Origin of the sequence: Vibrio hepatarius, assembly GCF_001274785.1 — a bacterium.
Taxonomy (GTDB): domain Bacteria; phylum Pseudomonadota; class Gammaproteobacteria; order Enterobacterales; family Vibrionaceae; genus Vibrio; species Vibrio hepatarius.
The window spans coordinates 167,863-184,596 of record NZ_LHPI01000013.1; the positions used below are offsets into that span (position 1 = coordinate 167,863).

The 16,734-nt window shown below is 41.1% G+C and carries 24 protein-coding genes; 11 read left to right on the forward strand and 13 right to left on the reverse strand.

The window, feature by feature from the left end:
• Window positions 1–138: 138 nt before the first annotated feature.
• Window positions 139–537: a hypothetical protein gene (locus AKJ31_RS14920; RefSeq protein WP_053409909.1), complete on the forward strand. Its 399-nt coding sequence runs from the start codon at window positions 139–141 to the stop codon at window positions 535–537.
• A gap of 88 nt (window positions 538–625) precedes the next feature.
• Window positions 626–904, forward strand: coding sequence for a hypothetical protein (locus AKJ31_RS14925; RefSeq protein WP_053409910.1), 279 nt, complete (start codon window positions 626–628; stop codon window positions 902–904).
• A gap of 73 nt (window positions 905–977) precedes the next feature.
• Here AKJ31_RS14925 and AKJ31_RS14930 read toward each other — a convergent pair whose 3' ends face one another.
• Complete coding sequence (locus tag AKJ31_RS14930; protein WP_053409911.1) at window positions 978–1,652, reverse strand: DUF2913 family protein; 675 nt, start codon at window positions 1,650–1,652, stop codon at window positions 978–980.
• A 118-nt stretch (window positions 1,653–1,770) separates the two neighbouring features.
• Between AKJ31_RS14930 and AKJ31_RS14935 the strand changes: the two genes are divergently transcribed.
• Entirely contained in the window at window positions 1,771–2,022 is a 252-nt protein-coding gene (locus AKJ31_RS14935; protein WP_053409912.1) for a hypothetical protein, read from the forward strand.
• Window positions 2,023–2,059: 37 nt separating this feature from the next.
• On the opposite strand, the gene AKJ31_RS14940 is transcribed toward AKJ31_RS14935, so the two are convergent.
• The 6 genes from AKJ31_RS14940 to AKJ31_RS14965 form a co-directional block, all read right to left on the reverse strand.
• Entirely contained in the window at window positions 2,060–2,497 is a 438-nt protein-coding gene (locus AKJ31_RS14940) for a hypothetical protein (RefSeq protein ID WP_139374574.1), read from the reverse strand.
• A gap of 118 nt (window positions 2,498–2,615) precedes the next feature.
• Window positions 2,616–3,779 carry a hypothetical protein gene (locus AKJ31_RS14945; protein WP_053409914.1) on the reverse strand — a complete coding sequence of 388 codons (1,164 nt, stop codon included), beginning with the start codon at window positions 3,777–3,779 and terminating at the stop codon, window positions 2,616–2,618.
• A gap of 12 nt (window positions 3,780–3,791) precedes the next feature.
• Window positions 3,792–4,070, reverse strand: coding sequence for a hypothetical protein (locus AKJ31_RS14950; protein ID WP_053409915.1), 279 nt, complete (start codon window positions 4,068–4,070; stop codon window positions 3,792–3,794).
• 48 nt (window positions 4,071–4,118) lie between these two features.
• Window positions 4,119–5,198: a RecT family recombinase gene (locus AKJ31_RS14955; RefSeq protein ID WP_053409916.1), complete on the reverse strand. Its 1,080-nt coding sequence runs from the start codon at window positions 5,196–5,198 to the stop codon at window positions 4,119–4,121.
• Window positions 5,199–5,264: 66 nt separating this feature from the next.
• Entirely contained in the window at window positions 5,265–6,125 is an 861-nt protein-coding gene (locus tag AKJ31_RS14960) for a recombinase RecT (RefSeq protein WP_053409917.1), read from the reverse strand.
• Between the two features lie 63 nt (window positions 6,126–6,188).
• Window positions 6,189–6,890: a hypothetical protein gene (locus tag AKJ31_RS14965; protein WP_053409918.1), complete on the reverse strand. Its 702-nt coding sequence runs from the start codon at window positions 6,888–6,890 to the stop codon at window positions 6,189–6,191.
• A gap of 276 nt (window positions 6,891–7,166) precedes the next feature.
• Between AKJ31_RS14965 and AKJ31_RS14970 the strand changes: the two genes are divergently transcribed.
• The 4 genes from AKJ31_RS14970 to AKJ31_RS14985 all read left to right on the forward strand — a co-directional run bounded on the left by AKJ31_RS14970 (window position 7,167) and on the right by AKJ31_RS14985 (window position 9,384).
• On the forward strand, window positions 7,167–7,943 hold the full coding sequence (locus tag AKJ31_RS14970) for a hypothetical protein (RefSeq protein WP_053409919.1): 777 nt from the start codon (window positions 7,167–7,169) through the stop codon (window positions 7,941–7,943).
• Window positions 7,944–7,963: 20 nt separating this feature from the next.
• Window positions 7,964–8,491, forward strand: coding sequence for a metal-dependent hydrolase (locus AKJ31_RS23610; RefSeq protein ID WP_225478145.1), 528 nt, complete (start codon window positions 7,964–7,966; stop codon window positions 8,489–8,491).
• Between the two features lie 20 nt (window positions 8,492–8,511).
• A complete protein-coding gene (locus tag AKJ31_RS14980) occupies window positions 8,512–9,006 on the forward strand; it encodes a hypothetical protein (RefSeq protein ID WP_053409921.1) in 495 nt (164 codons plus the stop codon).
• A 102-nt stretch (window positions 9,007–9,108) separates the two neighbouring features.
• Window positions 9,109–9,384 carry an HU family DNA-binding protein gene (locus AKJ31_RS14985; RefSeq protein ID WP_053409922.1) on the forward strand — a complete coding sequence of 92 codons (276 nt, stop codon included), beginning with the start codon at window positions 9,109–9,111 and terminating at the stop codon, window positions 9,382–9,384.
• 63 nt (window positions 9,385–9,447) lie between these two features.
• On the opposite strand, the gene AKJ31_RS14990 is transcribed toward AKJ31_RS14985, so the two are convergent.
• Window positions 9,448–9,984, reverse strand: a complete 537-nt coding sequence (locus tag AKJ31_RS14990; RefSeq protein WP_053409923.1) for an adenylyltransferase/cytidyltransferase family protein — start codon at window positions 9,982–9,984, stop codon at window positions 9,448–9,450.
• 270 nt (window positions 9,985–10,254) lie between these two features.
• On the opposite strand from AKJ31_RS14990, the gene AKJ31_RS23615 reads away from it, so the two are divergent.
• Together AKJ31_RS23615 and AKJ31_RS15000 are read left to right on the forward strand one after the other, a co-directional pair.
• The gene (locus tag AKJ31_RS23615; protein ID WP_053409924.1) at window positions 10,255–11,640 is read left to right on the forward strand and encodes a DUF4145 domain-containing protein; all 1,386 of its coding nucleotides are present in this window, start codon (window positions 10,255–10,257) and stop codon (window positions 11,638–11,640) included.
• Window positions 11,641–11,684: 44 nt separating this feature from the next.
• Window positions 11,685–12,302, forward strand: a complete 618-nt coding sequence (locus AKJ31_RS15000; protein WP_053409925.1) for a hypothetical protein — start codon at window positions 11,685–11,687, stop codon at window positions 12,300–12,302.
• Window positions 12,303–12,352: 50 nt separating this feature from the next.
• Here AKJ31_RS15000 and AKJ31_RS15005 read toward each other — a convergent pair whose 3' ends face one another.
• The 5 genes from AKJ31_RS15005 to AKJ31_RS15025 form a co-directional block, all read right to left on the reverse strand.
• Window positions 12,353–13,429 (reverse strand): hypothetical protein, encoded by a 1,077-nt coding sequence (locus AKJ31_RS15005; protein WP_053409926.1) that lies wholly within the window; start codon window positions 13,427–13,429, stop codon window positions 12,353–12,355.
• A gap of 49 nt (window positions 13,430–13,478) precedes the next feature.
• Entirely contained in the window at window positions 13,479–14,222 is a 744-nt protein-coding gene (locus tag AKJ31_RS15010; RefSeq protein WP_157052372.1) for a cysteine rich repeat-containing protein, read from the reverse strand.
• Between the two features lie 182 nt (window positions 14,223–14,404).
• Window positions 14,405–14,872: an H-NS histone family protein gene (locus tag AKJ31_RS15015; protein ID WP_053409928.1), complete on the reverse strand. Its 468-nt coding sequence runs from the start codon at window positions 14,870–14,872 to the stop codon at window positions 14,405–14,407.
• 82 nt (window positions 14,873–14,954) lie between these two features.
• The gene (locus tag AKJ31_RS15020) at window positions 14,955–15,233 is read right to left on the reverse strand and encodes a hypothetical protein (RefSeq protein WP_053409929.1); all 279 of its coding nucleotides are present in this window, start codon (window positions 15,231–15,233) and stop codon (window positions 14,955–14,957) included.
• A 2-nt stretch (window positions 15,234–15,235) separates the two neighbouring features.
• Window positions 15,236–15,523: a hypothetical protein gene (locus tag AKJ31_RS15025; RefSeq protein ID WP_053409930.1), complete on the reverse strand. Its 288-nt coding sequence runs from the start codon at window positions 15,521–15,523 to the stop codon at window positions 15,236–15,238.
• Between the two features lie 285 nt (window positions 15,524–15,808).
• On the opposite strand from AKJ31_RS15025, the gene AKJ31_RS15030 reads away from it, so the two are divergent.
• Both AKJ31_RS15030 and AKJ31_RS15035 read left to right on the forward strand, forming a co-directional pair.
• Window positions 15,809–16,102: an HU family DNA-binding protein gene (locus AKJ31_RS15030; protein ID WP_053409931.1), complete on the forward strand. Its 294-nt coding sequence runs from the start codon at window positions 15,809–15,811 to the stop codon at window positions 16,100–16,102.
• Window positions 16,103–16,120: 18 nt separating this feature from the next.
• The gene (locus AKJ31_RS15035; RefSeq protein WP_053409932.1) at window positions 16,121–16,678 is read left to right on the forward strand and encodes a hypothetical protein; all 558 of its coding nucleotides are present in this window, start codon (window positions 16,121–16,123) and stop codon (window positions 16,676–16,678) included.
• Window positions 16,679–16,734 lie beyond the last annotated feature (56 nt).

Genomic DNA, 16,734 nt, shown 5'->3' on the forward strand with positions numbered 1-16,734 from the left:
TTCAACTTAACTATCTATTTCAATAACTAGTCAGTTTCAGTTCTACGGACCTGAAATAAAACACACAACCTCTTTCAAAATGGAGCAGTAACTTAAAGAAGTGCGAAGTTTAGGGCAGGGGAAAAGGACAATAAAAATATGAAAAGCAATAACAATACTAATTCAGCTAAAAAACTAATTTTGGTTTCTGCAGTGGCATGTGTCATTTCAGCAGCTGACGGTTCTGAATTTACGAATGTCTTTGAGGCAAACGTAAAAACTCTATCGTTTTTGGTCATTGTAATGGGGTTAAGTGCTCTGGCACTTATTAAACCTCAGTTTGTTAAGGAGTGGTGTTCTAAGGCATCAGTTACGCTTGCTGTGCCACTAGTGGTACTAAGTGTTCTGAAGGTATTTATTGCCTACGCAGTAGAGCCTATGTGGTCTGTTATAGCAGTGTCTATCTTCATTAGTCTGAGTGTTCAGATCATTGCTGATATACGCATCGTAACACCACAGCTTCGAGAAGTATTTGTTGTAAAAAAGAAAGTAAATTAAATCAAAATATCCCCATTTGGGAGCATAGCCTCCCATATGGGTTCGCTGTGTCTCTCACCTGGGTTTCAATAACGTATAGGTGAATATTATGGCGAAACATAAAAACAGAAAAAACAGAAATACACGTCGCCAAAACGCTCTTCAAAAGAACGATAAACGACGTCAACAGAAAAACAAACAGCTGAGAAAGTCGCAGCAAGCAGATTTGGGTAATTTCCTATCTGCTACTGCAGCTAACGCAGCGGCAGCTGGACTTATAGGTATAGCGGTTACGAGTGGAGACAATATCGGCTTAACTGTCGGATTGATTCTTATCGCAATCAGCCTTGGTCTATTTTGGCTATCTCTGATAGTTAAAAGGCTGTAGTAAATAAAAAACCCGTAGGTTGTCCTCTAATGAGGCGCCTACGGGTTTTTTTTTGGTTCAAATATATGGGGAGTTACACGTTTGTTTGCGGCATATGCTTGTCCGGGCTTCCATTATTATCTGGCCATATCTCGATAGCATACTGTGTTCGACCCTTATGACGATTTTTCTGATGCAGGAATAAAACGATGCCTGAGTCATAGAATGCGTCAACGAGCTCTTGAACGTTGTTGCTAACGACTAAAAGCGTGATTGGAGCTGTCAAACGGCCAAGGTTATCAAAGGATTCAAAATGCTCGCGCATAATGAAAGCAGTATTCTCGGCTGTAGCTTCGTATGTGCCTTCTGTTTCCCAATCTCGGTCCAAACCCCATGTAATTTCCCAACCAGCTTCTTTTAGCTTATCGCCGGCATTATTGATACGGCGTTTGTAGCTGCCTGGGAATCGTTTTGCGTGCTCAACTTTCTTCTGATAAGCCTCAATAACTGACTCAAGACTTTTCTCCATGTTACTCAGCATTCCGTTCTTTATGCCGTTTGAAGCCCAGATGTCCAGTTCGTCTTTGAAGGCGTTTCCAAATCGACCAGATTTAGCCGCTTGAATCGCCCATTGGCCAATGAATTTATTCGCTGCTACACGGTTTTTAGGTGGGTTAGGGTACTTACGCTCAATTCCAAGAGCGACAAGGGCGCACCACGCGACGTGCGCAAGCTTTGCTGGATTATCGTGTCTTAAACTTAAACTCATAATACTGTCTTTCTGGTTAGGTTTTTATCCATTATACAACGAATATTGAACATGCAAGACCTTGGTTGTTTAAAAATCTAGTGTTATAGTGAAAGGCAGGTATTGGTAGGAGAGCAGAATGATTGTCATCCTAAGTGTTGTAGTAGTAACCTTGATTATCATTACCCTTTGTATTCGTTATAGAAATATCCGTTTCCTTTCTAACTTTGGTAACGGTTGCTTTATCGGTTCGATAGCAGCATTTTTTTTCGAATGGACAAACAATAATAATCAAGAGGTTCTGGTATACCTCGCCCTTATCTTTGTGGCAGGGATTATATCAAAATTGGTCGCTTTATACCTTGGGCGACGCGAAATGAAAAAAGGCTAGAGAGCAAATGCAATCTAGCCTTTTTCTGATCAGTAACTTAGTAAAATTCTTTCGTCTCACCATCAGTGTCATTAAGCATATCTAGCATTTGTTTAACGACTATATCCGCCTTATAGTAGTCTTGCTTCGGCATCGATAAAGTATGGATGTTGAGACTACTAAGCAAATCGAGCGCTTCAAGCGTCTTTGATTCAGACTCGTTATACCAGTCTCGGCCACCAGCAGTCACAAAGAATGCCAATTGTGGTTTCAATGTTCTTGGGTCCAGAAGCAGTATATCAATTGCCACATCAGGCACATCTTGCTCAATCTTGCTAACTATTGTCTTTAAGCTCGTACCGAACTGGACTAGGTAACAATCACCAAGTTGCTCATTCACATCCAAGTACAGCCGCATTTCGGACTCTGTTTCACCGATCGTTCTAGTGAGATACTTTGCATCCGATTTAGATTTTTTTGGCTTATTCTTTCCCATACTTCTTTTTACTATGTGGTATATCGATATTAAAGCGACCGCCACGAGAAGTAGGACAGCTGGGTAGTTTGATACTATATTCATATTTAAACGCTCAATTTAGAACGTGTAGTTTATATCAGTCTTTACATTGTTCCAATTTATCTAAGAACCCAATCTCTTCGCTTGAATACAATTCACGCACAGTAATGCTTTTTGGGTGAAGATTGAATCCAAGTTTTCGAGCTAAGACTGGATCTAATAACGCGGGTTCATCACCTTCAAGTTTTGAGATAATCTCAATGTTTTTGATTTCTCCTGTCGCCGCAGAACTAAATTTTACCCTTACATTATCTAGTTCTTCGACGTCGAGCTCTAGCGAGTTGTTCGCTTTACCCAACTCAATAGGAATACCATCGACATAAGCGCAGAGTGTTACTGTGTTCGTGACCTTGCAAACTGTCATGACCTGGAGCGTAGTTTCGTTTTTCAAATCCATCTTGTGCTTCACTCTTGTTATCTGATTAGAATCTCGTACATGGCCTTTATGTACTAAGACAATTTCATTTCCAGTCACTTCACATGACTTAAATGCGAAGTGCTTTTCCTCTTCGGTTACAAGAGGGTTTACAACATAGGTGTAGGGGATTTCTCGGTCAAAAATCTTGTTTAAGTATCCGATTCGATCCGTAAGATTATCTTTGGTTCTGTCGCAACCGTCATAGTAAATGTCTTTGATATACACTGAGCCATCAACTGCCAGTTCAACATCTACAACAAGTTTACGCCCCTCTAAATACTGATTGATTTTGCACAGGACAGCCATGTTTCGCTGATTCACACAGATAGGAATACCTGCAGGGCTCATTACCGAAATTGCATACTGAGCGTCAGCGTCAAAACTGACCAGTGCTTCGACACCATACGCAGGAACCACTTGGATCGCGTAGTCAGCGTTATTAAAGCGTTCTTTTAACTCAACTTCATTACATGCATCTATATCAGTTGTCAGTGGGAAGTTTGATTCATCCACGTTGTTTTCAAATTTGAATGGCATGGTTGAATCAATAACGATTGAGCCTTCCTTGATATAGGCATTCACAACAGTCTTAAACACCTCAAAGATGATGTCTGATGGAATTGGCTTTGGAGTCGCTGGGTGAAAACTCTTCTTAAGCTGTCCACCGGCAATCACTTCCGTCAATTCAATAATGTGACCTTGGCTTCCTCGCTTAGTCTCAAGTTCTAATGTTTGGCCATCTTTAGTAATCAGTGCAACAGTTAATGCTTTGTTGACTCCCATTCTTACCTCAGCTTATTGAATGCCTGGCGCGCAGGCCATGATGTTCAAATGCCGTGGTGCACTAACAGCTAGGGCATTACTGGTGTGTTTGAATGAACAGTTAATCTTAACGCCATCGAGCATGTCGATAGCAGCATCATGTCCTACTACTGTCTCAACTGCTTGTGAAGCTACTGCAACCAGTTTGTTTAACGCTTTTTGAGCGTCGGCAGCTGTCGTGGCACCTGATGTTTTCAAAAATAGGGCGATAGCTTTTTCAGCAAGAATTTCTGTTTGAGAGTTTGAATGCATAGTTGATATATCTCATTTTGTTTGCCCCGGCGAACCGGGGCTGGTTAATTAGTATTGTGGTTGGTAGTAAGGCATCTCTTCGTGATAAGGCAAGTGTTCATCGTGCCCATTTACTACCGGTTGCGTGTCATATTCAGGAACGGTATCTGTATTGGCATCGACACCTTTCAAGTAATCCTGCATTGCACTTAAACGCATTGCGATTGGACCTGTGCTATTGATTGGCCAATCTTTAAAGCCTTGGCGAATGATGCTTTTTGAAACCATCTGCTCGAACCAATCGTTCCATATTGCACCAAATGACAAATTGCGCACTTTATTGATTAGATCCATGCTGACTGGTGTACAGATAAAACTTCCGTCCGGGCGTCGAGCTAGACAATAGCCACCAACTAATTCACCACGAGCTTTACTATCAAAAGGGTTGTACTCGTGAATAGGCTTTGTGAATCGGTCTACCCATTTAAAGTCATCATTTTTATAAACCAGTTCGGCAACAGCACTATCAATCGCGCCGCTGTCTATACCAAGACGGCGAAGACCTTTGTATGAAGGCTCTAAGTGGCACTCAACGCGCTTAAGGTTCTTATTCCAACGTGGGACCAAGTAAGCAAGACCAAGCTGCGGGTTGAGCGTCAGGCCACTATTGGCAACCAGAACAAGGGATTTCTTAATTGACTCGTGAGTAGCATACGCAAGGCTAAAATCTTTATTATTTGAATTATTGAAGTTAGCTTCGATCAGTTGCTTCGCATAAATCGCTTCTTCATAAAACCGGATGTCTAGTCCCGAGCTTTTTGCAATTTTCTCAAACGAATCCTTAGCGCCATCTAATACCGAGCCAATTTCATTGAAGTTTGCTGCAGGCAATGTATTTCTCGACTGTTGCTTGCGTTGATTATTCTGTGCTTGCCATTGAGCTGGTGGCTGATTCGGATGTTGTTCTTGTGGGTGACTTTGAGCACGTTGCGCCGGCTGCTGTGGTCGTGTTTGAACAGAACGTGATTGGCCACTTCTTTGGGGTGCACGTTGCTGCTCCATCGGTGGGCGCATGTCATTATTGCGACCGTGGTGTTGACCCTGATCCATTGCAGTGTAGCCAGAATGCTGTTGAGCTGTTCGTTGCATTATTAAGTCCTCAATTTATCGCTTTAATACATAATCGTTTAAAGTACTAATCCCGCAACTAGGCAATTACGTAAAATACAGTCCTTGTGTAGTTGCTGTTTCTTCTGGCTCAATAGATGGTGTGGCCACGGTTTCAGTTTGTGGAGTACGTTTGAAATATGCTTCTGCTCGAGTGCGGTGGTTTGCTTTAGCTTCCACTTGGCGTGACGAATTGACGATTGCGCGTCGCTCGGTTCGTTCATAAAGATCTAAATCATCTTCTGATAAGTACTTCGCAGCCTTTGATAGACGACCGTGCTGGGCGCTTGCCAATGAATGTAGCGCTCGTTTTAATGTCTGTTTTTTGCGAAATTCATCTGCAAACACTCCGAACCACGCTTCATTGCCACTAAGCAAAGCAACTTGGTTAAGCTCGTCAGCTTTCATGAGTGTCGTGAGATAATCACCACTTGGGGTACATACACAGCAAAGGGCGCCAACAACTGGGCCGCGGTCACCAAATAAATTTGGAATATCAACTTGAGGTTTACTTGTTAAGTCGTTACTCAGTCTCACAGTGTCTTTTTCATGGATAACCCATGTCGTTACGTGAGTTAGAGCTTTAGCTTCCGCGCATAGATGAAGTAGGCCTTTGTAGGTGACATGCAATTTTGCAATTGCTTGCCCGGATGCACTCATTTCACCTACAACCATCGCATGGTCAAGTGATGGGGATAAAGACAACCCTAGAGCACCCGCGTTAAATAAAGCGTGCGCTACACTTTCAGGGCTTGTTTTAGACAAAGGAACTCGACTGTGGGAGTTTGCAATCAATCGTAAAGCTATACGGGATTCAACACCGAAGTCTAAATGATCGTAACCATTTTCTTGCACGATATTGCTGTAGTCATGTTTTATTTGATTAATGGCGAACTGGTATTTTTTCATGCTGGATTCCTCTCTTTCCCCAAATTAAACCCTATGTTTTAGATCGCGCTAGTCTGCAGAGCCTTATGCTTGAGTGGAAAACTCTCTGTTATGGTTAAACAAGGCTATGTCTATATCTTTTGTTGCTTGCTGCAACTCTGACATGAGAGAGTGGGGAGGGGCGATTAGGTTCTTTAATGCCCGTTTAAACACATGACGTTTTGCAAATTCAGGGGATAGAGATTTGAGATCGCCAGAACTTAAACGAGAAAGCTCTTTAAGTTCTCTAATAGTAATGGTGGTAACCAGACTATCTCCGTTAGGTACTTCAATAATGCAGATAGCACCTTTTATCATCTCATTCTTTACGGGTGCTTTTACCGGACAGTTGGTACCGAAAACATCACCACTCCAGCCAATACCATCATCACCTGTTACAACATCAAGATACGCCAATTTGTACTCAGTTATACGTGACATCGTAACTTCAATGCCAGCCAATGGCACATCAAGGTAATATTCGAGTGAATTGTTAGATGTAGTTATTGCTGACAATGTTGCTAAGCCTTTATCTGGGGATAACGTAAGTCCTAATTTGGCTGCGTGACTTATTGCCTGGATTAGACTTTCCAATGTACCGCCTGTCATCGCATGGCTACGTTCGAGATCAGGGATTAAATTGTGTAAATATTTGATCTCAAGGTCAGTGTTTAAAGTAGCGTTGTTTAAAAATAGCTCGTACACACCACGTATATCACTCATTAAGTTTTGGTAATGACTTTTCATATCTCAATCCAGTTTTAAAATATACCTATTTAAAATATTTATAAGTTCAAAACGCGCAACAATGAAAGCGTGATATTTACGCTATATTAGCTTATTCAAGATTGTTACAATGCTTACATTCCGTTGAGCATATACACCCGATTTAGGCTACTAAATTGGAAGGATTGATGGTCTTTCAAGCTATTAGAAAAAATTAAAAAAAGTTGGTTTTTGGGGACTTGCGGGATCTGTGACCTGCGCGATGATAGTCGAGTAAACCAACTGAAAGGAAAAATTATGCAATTAGTAAAATCTAACGTTATGGCATTTTCTCTACTCGCTACACTTGTTATGGCTGGCTGTTCAACTACGCCTGCCGAACAGTATCAGGAAAAGCTTCAACAAGAGAAAGAAGTGAAGTACAGCAAAGAAGAGCAGAAATTTAACTCTGTCCCTAGCTGGTTCCTAAATGCACCGCAGAACGATGATCAAGGCATTTATGCTGTAGGTACAGCCACCAGCAATAATCTCCAGTTCACAATGAATCACGCTAAGCTCAATGCAGAATTCACGCTCGCAAAAACTTTGAGTCAGGAAGTGTCAGGCCGTGAACGTGCCTTTATGCGTGCAGGTTCTAACGGTAACGTGGAGTCAGATGCAGAATCAGTAGTGACGAAGTTTGTGGACTCTGCAGACATTGTTGGTGTCACAACGGTAAAAAACGAGGTAGTGCTTATCGATGGTAAGTACACCGTCTACACACTCTTGCATTTGTCATACGAGAACCAAGCAAAGATCCTTTCTCGTAAAGCAGGTGACACTACACAGGCAACCGCAGCAAAAGCATATGAAGAAGTTGAAGCCGAGGTTCGCCGCCGCGCAGAAGAGCGTCGACAGTTAGAGATTGATAAAGCTGCCGCCGCTGCAAAAGCTAAGGCCGAAGTTGAAGCCGAAGTACAAGCTAAAGCCGATGCAGCTGCAGCTAAGCAGGCATCTGCAGAAAAAGAATCTCGTGCTAATGAATTGACGTCATCAGCTTCTTCTTTAATTCAAACCGTTGAAAGCAAGATTTAACCGTGCTTGGCAGAAATCATGTGATCAGTGCTGGTGCGGCTTGGCTGTTAGCTGAACCGTACCTTTTGAATTACCAACCGCAACCGCTTGAATCAGCAGCTATGTTCTTGGCGGTATTGTTCGGCTCGCTGATTCCAGACATCGATCATCCTGAGAGTTTGCTAGGCCGGCGAGTGAAATTTATATCAGTACCATTAAGTTGGCTACAAGGGGACCGGGCTTTGCTTCCTTGGAATGAGGATTCGCATAGTCGGGGTATCACACATTCAATTTGGGCACTTGCCGCTTGCTTTTACTTTCTAAATGGCCACATAGGTATAGCAGCTGCAGTATGCTTTGGATTCGTCGCACACTTAATAGGAGATGCATTAACACCAGCAGGAGTTCGTCTATTCTGGCCATTAACTATAAAAATTAGAAGCCCCATATGTTTTAGGACAGGAGGGTTCATTGAGTACTTATTTACGACAGCTTTAGCTACGGCTGCAATTGCCGTTTGGCTTGGTTATGACGTTTTGAACATATTACAAGGTTTAATAACAACCTGATTTTGAGAAGGTGATAATGCATGATTAATGAAAGCATTACGGGGGTTATCAGCATTAAGGGGATCATTCCTCAATTTGCCCTTAAGGAATTTGATGCTGATAGTGTTTTAGAAGAAGCTTCACCCGAGGACATGATTAGCCTGATTTCAAGCGTAGCATCTGAATTTGGCGAAAGTGGCCTACATTATTCTTTTATGCCAGAATGTCGAGACTTGCATATAAGAGTCATTGATCTTGGTGTAGAGATTCAAGTGTCTAATTTGAGTCAGCATATTGAATGGGACTTAGAGTGTAAGTCTGATTTTATTCTTCTCCGTTCAGTGATGCCTAGTACTGTCTCATTTGATAGTGACACTGTTATGGCCATGAATGAAGCTCACCCAAACATTAAGCTGTATTTAAAGAATGAAAGGCTGGTAATTGAAGAAGCATATTATCTTTCATATGGTGTTAACGTGCTTAACTTAATGGACCGATTAAGTGCACTATTGAACACATTAAGTACGATTGAATAATTGATAAACGCTAGATTTATTGTATTCGTTGACATGATTCAAAATTTAGCGTTTAAATAGGCTCCACTGATTTATATGATTTCATAACAAGGAACTAAAACAATGAACAAGACGCAACTAGTAGAAGCTATCTCAGAAAAAGCTGACATCTCTAAAGCAGCAGCAACCCGCGCACTTGACGCAATGCTAGAAGGTATTACGGAGTCTTTAGCAGCTAAAGAGCCAGTGCAGTTTGTCGGTTTTGGTACATTCAAAGTAAATGAGCGTGCCGCTCGTACAGGTCGTAATCCAAAAACTGGTGAGGCTATTGAGATCAAAGCCGCCACTATTCCAGCATTTACCGCTGGGAAAGCATTGAAAGATGCAGTAAACAAATAAGCGTTCCGCAAATAAAAAAAGCTCGGTATTCCGAGCTTTTTTTATGTCTAAAATTCTGTATTTCTATAAGGTGTCGGCCAAATCTTCATAGAGATTTTTTGCGTGAATAAGCTGGTGGACAGAAGGGGTAATATCATCGCTTATGTCGATGTCGCGGAATTTTTTCTCCCGGACGATTGAGCTACTGATGTTTGTCAGTTCGGGGTTCACCAACAAAGATATTCGACCCACTAGGTGTGATGTATCACTCGATGTTGAAAACTTAGCAATGTGTTCTGGCTTTACGACTAGAGTCACATCTGCAGATGGGTTCTCAGACTCTATGTATTCAATTAACTGGCTAGTTTTGACGTAAGTGCCATCAGGGTGAATAAAATGCTCTACAGCGTACACAGAGGCGTTTTGAGTAGGAACGTCCTTAAGGAAGGCTTGAAGCATATCAATGCGTGTTTCGTATGGAGTTAAGTGCTCCCCTCGGGCATAGGACTGAATAGGTACTAGAAAAACACGGTCATATAGATTCAAACTCTCAATCAACTTTAAATGGCCGACAGTAGGGGGGTTAAATGCACCTGGTACAACGGCGATTTTCTCTTTCATAGCTTTCTCTTACGGCTGCATTACTTAAACGTTGGAAACGCTCAATATTGAATGTGAAGTATTATAATATTTTTTCAGCGTAAGTCATGTGCGATGTAAGCATTCTTTATCTTTTGGTTAGTTGAAAGCAATGATGACTAATCATAAACCAAGTCATTACTAATGAACGTTCATACCTACTAACTTCATAAACTGGCTCTTAAGATCTTGTGTGATTTGGAGTTGAGATTAAAGTAATAAAATAATGCTTTAGTAAGGAATCGAACATCAATGAACAATAAGACTGTCATAACCGATTTGGAGTTGAGTTATCTAGTATCATCAGAAGTCGGTGAACTTTATGGCAAGGCGATTGAGTTTGCTAAAAATATGCCTGACTACTCGTTGATTCAGTATCGCCACATCGTAGATTCTACGCTTACTCAATTGGCCGACAAACATGATGTTTTGTTCGACCGAACTGACTTGATTACGCGAATTGAGACACTATTTGAATCACAAATCATCAGTAAGACAACCAAAGATAGTTTTCACAAGGTAAGGATTCTGGGAAACAAAGGGGCACATATCGAGCGTGATCTACCAAATGACGGAAATGCTGTTCGTGATTCCTCTGAACAGAAAGAAAAAATGGTTCAGTTGGTTGAGCAAGGCCGTAAGCAGCTAATTTCTCTTTTTGAAGATTTGGTCATCTTAGAAGATAGCAGCATCCGTATAGGTGATGTTGAAATGATAGAGCTCTCTATCCAAGAATTTCAACAGGTCGTTGCCCAAGGAATCCTGTCTTCTGATTTTGAAGCAAAGATGAAAGCAGCTCTATTGGTCGATAACGCGGCCAATGAGCAAAGTTTACGTGGCAGCTTAGTAGTTTCAGCAAATGATAAAGCCCACTCAGAGTCAATGAGATCGGTCGCTATGAGTCTTTATGATGCCTGCTGCACTTTAAGCGCTGACATTTCGATGGAAAAAGAACTCTTAGGTCAATTCGATGACAACTCACAAGAATTGTATATTCAAAGGCATGCCGACCTAGAGGCGCTGTTTAACTATGCACTGACTGCTGAATTGGTTACTGATGCGAATATCGAAAAGAAAGTAGGAAGGCTAAAAGCTGCAGCTGAACGCGGGTTTGAACCAGCACAGCTCTTTTACGCAGAAGAACTATATTTCAACCAGCACAAGTATGATGAAGCTTTAAAGTACTTTGAAATGAGCATCGATGGTGTAGAGCCTGGCGTATATCTTTCCCTTTTCCAATTCTATAACGATAAAGCAAATCCGTATTTCGATCAGAAAGTTGCATACGACTATTTAAATAGGGCTGTTGATGAAGGAGCCCAAAGTGCTAAATCTACGTTGGCAATGGAATATATAAGCGGAGAATATTTACCTAAAAATGAAAAACTGGCGCATGAACTGATTGAGGAAGCAGCTCAAGAGGGGTGCCGAAGGGGCATGATGATGCATGGAATGTTTGAGCTTCATAAGTTTGCGAAACAATACATCGATCTCGAACCTGAAAAAAAACTCAACCCACATGTTAAACAAGAAAAGCTCGGGCCAAATGAACCTTGTCATTGTGGGTCTGGTAAAAAATACAAGAAGTGTTGCAAGGGCAAGCCACCTCAATTGCTACCGCATGATTTATTCTATTAAGAGTGAATGCCGGTTTAATAATTAATGATGATTACTGACAGAAAATGAAAAACAAACCCACTAAAATAACAATTACCTTAGTTCTAACTGTTTTACTTTCAGCTTATGGTTTCTTGGGAGATACAGCCTCGATTGCTGGCTTTTCTTCAAGTGACGAACCAATTGTTGTAAAAAATACGCATATAACCCAGCAACAGTTGCCAGATGTAGAGTTGAGGAGTACAAGTTTTCATAGTACAACAATGGAAGTTAGAAAGTTAGTCATATTTGACACTATGGCTGCACATTCGGAGTTTAAAGCGGTTATTTCAAATAACAGTAACATAGAGTTGACAAATTGCGCCCTTAACTATGAATACACCTTAGAGGGGGCTCCAGAGGGACAATTTTTCTATGCTACCAAAGCTATCCTTTCATCCGCTTATTATAAATTGAGTGATGACGATCGCTACAATTTCAAAATTGGCCACGTAAGGCCTCTTAGCTTGCCTGTAGAAGCTCATAGGTTTAGCTTAGAAAGCAACACCGATAAAGAGATGTCGTTTACCACAGAGCCCTTCATGAGCCTTCCAGAAGCAATCCGGTTCTATGTCTCTTGTGACCAAAAAATATCTGAGAATGTTGTAATCAATAAAAAGAACATGATTTACAGGCAAGGTTAATTTTAATCCCCTTAATGAAACAGCCTCCCGCGTGGGAGGCTGTTTTGTTATTAGCTCAAATTGACTCTTGGCATCCAATCCGGGATAACTGATTTTTCAAAGAATGGTAGTAAATCTTCGATTTGTAGCATTTCTTTATCTTTGAGTACTTCTGATAACTCAACCAATAGCAGCTTGTTGGCTTCCATAAATGCTACCAGCTTAGTTAAGTATTCTTCTTTTAAGACATTTATTGACTGGCAATTCACATCAACTTCAAGCTGTGATTCTGGCTCATTGTAGTAGGGTAGTTCAGAGTAACCCGCTTTAAGGTAATGTCGTGCTAGATTCTGATAACTGTCTATGTCACTACGACCGCCATCTGCGTGTTCGCCAAATACTGCCAGTTCTGCTGCTAGTCCACCAAGCTTAAGTAGCATTTCAAAATCCAATTCAGTACCAGTATTTAGAAAGTGGCCAGAGCGAGGGCATGTTACTTGGCCAAGAGTAGCGTCTGATCGATTTTTATCGTTGAGTACGACCTTGAAAGAATCAGGGATACCTTCTGCTGCAGAGTAAATTAATGCGTGGCCAGCCTCATGAATTGCTGCCGTGTTAATGTCCCGTTCGGTTGGCGAGATTGAAGGTTGAGCTTTCATTAACCGAGCTTCACCCATGCGACTTTCACGGAACTCAGTATGGATTAGGCGAATAGGCATCACATAGTTTATTGCAAATGCGATCACAACACCTGCGAGAACCATCAACGACAGTCCCTGGTTAGCCAGTATTTTATCGATGATTGTAGTCGCATCATTCTCTATGACATTAACTAACAAGAACGTCGCAAAGAACTGGATAATCAAGCTGTGCTTTGAAAGTTTGGCGCCCAAAAGCATAGATATGATTGGGCGCATAATAAAGTTGAAACTCATTAAGCACACTACCGTAAGGTAAAGTGGTGCAGTTAACTCAGTAAGATCTTTGGCATCAAACCAGCAGTTAAATAGGTATGTAGAGAAAGCAATCCCCATACAGAGCGTAAGAAAAGCGTTTGCAACTTCACTAATGCTTTCTGTTGGAGCTGGTATCGATTTTAATAATTTGGACAATTTGCCAAGTAACTCATGATGACGCTTTTGTTTCATTGGTACTCCGGGTTCTATTCACAGGTATTTGCACAGAAAAAGTGGATAACTATTTGAGTGATTGAAATGGTTGTTTATCACTATCGCGGGTAATGATTTGTCCAGCGTTAAAGCTCAGGTTGCCGATGGTAACTGGTTGGTGAAGGACGCCTCTTTTAATCTGGCCGTTAGGAAATAATGTAATTTCCTGGTTAGGTGCGAAAACTAGTTGACCGTACTGCACTGGGGTTTTGCTTGGTACATAGGAGCGAATAGATCCACCTTCGTACCAACTAAGCTGACCAACAATAGGGATGTTCATGTACCGAGTAGGGCGCGATAGGTTTACTCCTAAGCTTTTGTCTACCGGGTCAACGTAATAGGTGCTGCCGGCAGGTATGAGGATGTCATGTCGCCATTCATCAGCTAAGGAAGGCTGGGCTCTGTTGTTATCAGATAGGACTTTAGAGCATTGCTTTGATGCCCGGTCTTTATGCTTGATCAAGCATTTCAGTAAGTGCTGTGTATCTCCACTACTTGAAGTACAGAAACTACTGATCTCATTTTGGCAGTACCTCTGAACCTGATGTAATTGGAACTCACCTTTAACGGATGCGATGTCCCTTACTTGGCCAAGTATCTGGTTCATCCGTTCTTGACTCATTGTGCTTTTAGATTGCTGAGGTTGAGCATCTTGTGCAGCTTTAGTTTGACGTTGAACTTGAGCAAGAATTTCCTGTTGCCAATCTTCCGTTTGTTCAGATGAAAAACCAAAACTGTTTGTAGATAGCAAACTAAGAGAAGTACCAAGCAATAGAAATGAGTACCGAATAGGTCTTCGATTTACAGAATTGTTGAATATCAAATTTACACCATACTACGCATTCAAAAAGTGTAGTTATTATTGCATGCTTGATACTTAATCAAAAAGAATTGTAGTGTAAATATTATCGGGTAGGGATGTAAAAAGCCTCCCGAGTGGGAGGCATTTAGGAATTATTCTTCGTCTTCTGGTTCTAAGTTACGAGCTAGACAATCTTTATCGATGTTGACCCCTTTCTCTATGAGGTCAGCAAAATACTTTGGTGTTCTACCTTTGCCGTTCCAGCGATGTTCTTCGCCTTCATCATCAATATGTAAGTACTTTGGTTTGCGCGGTTTCTTGCCTTCTTTTTTTACCACTTGATCTTGTGACCCAGTGCCAGTCAGGTCGGATTCTGATAACCCTTTGGCTTTCATCATCTCTTTGACTTCTTCAATACTACGTTGTTTTTCTTCCTGGGCTTTGCGTTCTTCTTCTTCTTCAATTTCGCGCTCAAGAATAAGCTCTTCTAAGCGATCTTTCATCGCAATCATCGAAGTTGAATCAGAGCCCTTAAGATACTTACGCATACGTCTGATTCTGCTCATGACACTCAAGAATTCAGCTTGAAAGTCTTCTACCGCTTCTTTTGGATTAGCCACCTTGCTCACCTCTATAGAAAATAATTACTTATGTCCGATAGCGAGTATATAGCAGTAGTAGAAATAATGAAAAGGAAGAGGCTTACTTAAGCCTAGCTTTTGCGTAATCATTAAAAGTTTTGTTACTAAAACTTTTAATGTTTGAAGGTTCAGGTGATGGTTCTTGAGTAGGTTGGTATCCATTGATTGGTGCTATACGCACATTTCTTGGAATTTCATAACTGGCAGTGCGACCGTCTGCCAGTTCGATTGAGGCGCCTTGAAATCGACCAAAGTACTTAGCAAATAGGGACAAGTCATCTGTCATTCCCGCCTCTGTAGCAAGTTGAAAGAACTGCTTTCTTTCGTCAGCAAGTGACATCTTTATGCATTAACTTGCTGCGATGCAATGATACTTTGCAGTACATCTGATGGAAGTTTACTTAACTCTGAAATTTGACTCGCTCGGATCTTTGATTCTTCTTTTCTTGCTTCGTTTTCTTCGATCAAGTCTGCACACCAAGTCTTTACATCATCAGCCGACACCTTTTCCAAAATTCTATTGATGATAGAAGGCTGAGTTAAACCAGTCGCTTGACGGAACTGGTCAACGTTTGACTTAGCTTCTTTAGTAAATTGAAAACTTGTTGAGGTTGAGGACTCTGTACTCATATTAAAAACGCTTTTTATTGAATGTGTGGTTAAGGATACATTTGAAACATAGGTAATTTCAAGATGTAGATGACATACAGAGAGATTTTACCATGTTAGTGAATGACAAGGAGTACAACAGCATCTCAATGAGTTATGTGTGATCTATCGCTTGTTCAGTAATGTCCGATGTAATTGCCAACTATGGCTTGACCAGAAGTTATTGAATTTCATATTACATAGTCGTTGATTTATTTAAAACGCAAGGTGTAGAATTCGAAAGACATGCTTGGTGTAGGAAGTGTTATGTATCAAATTGGAAAAGTATCAACGAAAGAATTAGCTCTCAAATTGGCAGAGAAAAATAATCAACTTACCGTCGAAGAGTTCGAGAAGGCGATCAAGGTTGTCATGAATGATATTGCTGGTGGTATTGAACGTGGTGAAAGAACCGAGATTAGAGGGTTTGGAACATTTTCACCCGTAATATATAAACCTGGTACAAAACGAAATCCACGAACTGGGGATACGCTTTCTACTGGTTACCGCGGCAGAGTGCACTTCAAGCCGGGGAAGGCTCTTAAAGAATCAATCATGTAGTTTACTGGAGATTTAACGTTGAAAATTAATCGTACATTTCTTGATGCAATGTCTATCCTAATTGTACTGACATATATCGAATTAAAGTACACTCACTTCTTTATCGAACAAACACAGCTAACGGATAGCATGGGTTCACTGTGTATCATTGCTCTAATCGTGCCAATTTTGTCGATCTTGTTTCGTATTACAGACCGTTTGAACAAGATTGTTAGAAATGATCCTTTTATTATGTACATCTACGAATCTAAGATTTTAATGAAATGGAAAGGGCAAGAGAATGGTATTGCGCTAGATGATACTGTTCTCGATCTCTTGCATAACGATAGACACGCGTTAGAGAAGCTGATTCAGAAAGGTATCGCTGAAACTGCTAAGGAACTACCTAAATTTCTACCTAGCCCACTTGTAGTGGTTATTACTGAGCTTAAGTTTAGCAACCTTGAACGGGAGGCTTTAGGTGGTGCGATTTGCAACGCTGGTGCTATCGAGATGACTTTTAGTGAAAGTAACGATAGTCGTGACATCGAACTGGCCGCGAAGAATGCAAAAATTAATGATTTGCTCGATAGATAATTGAAACAGCTGGAACTAGAAAGGGTGGCTCAGGCCCTGTCTCTTGATCACAAGTC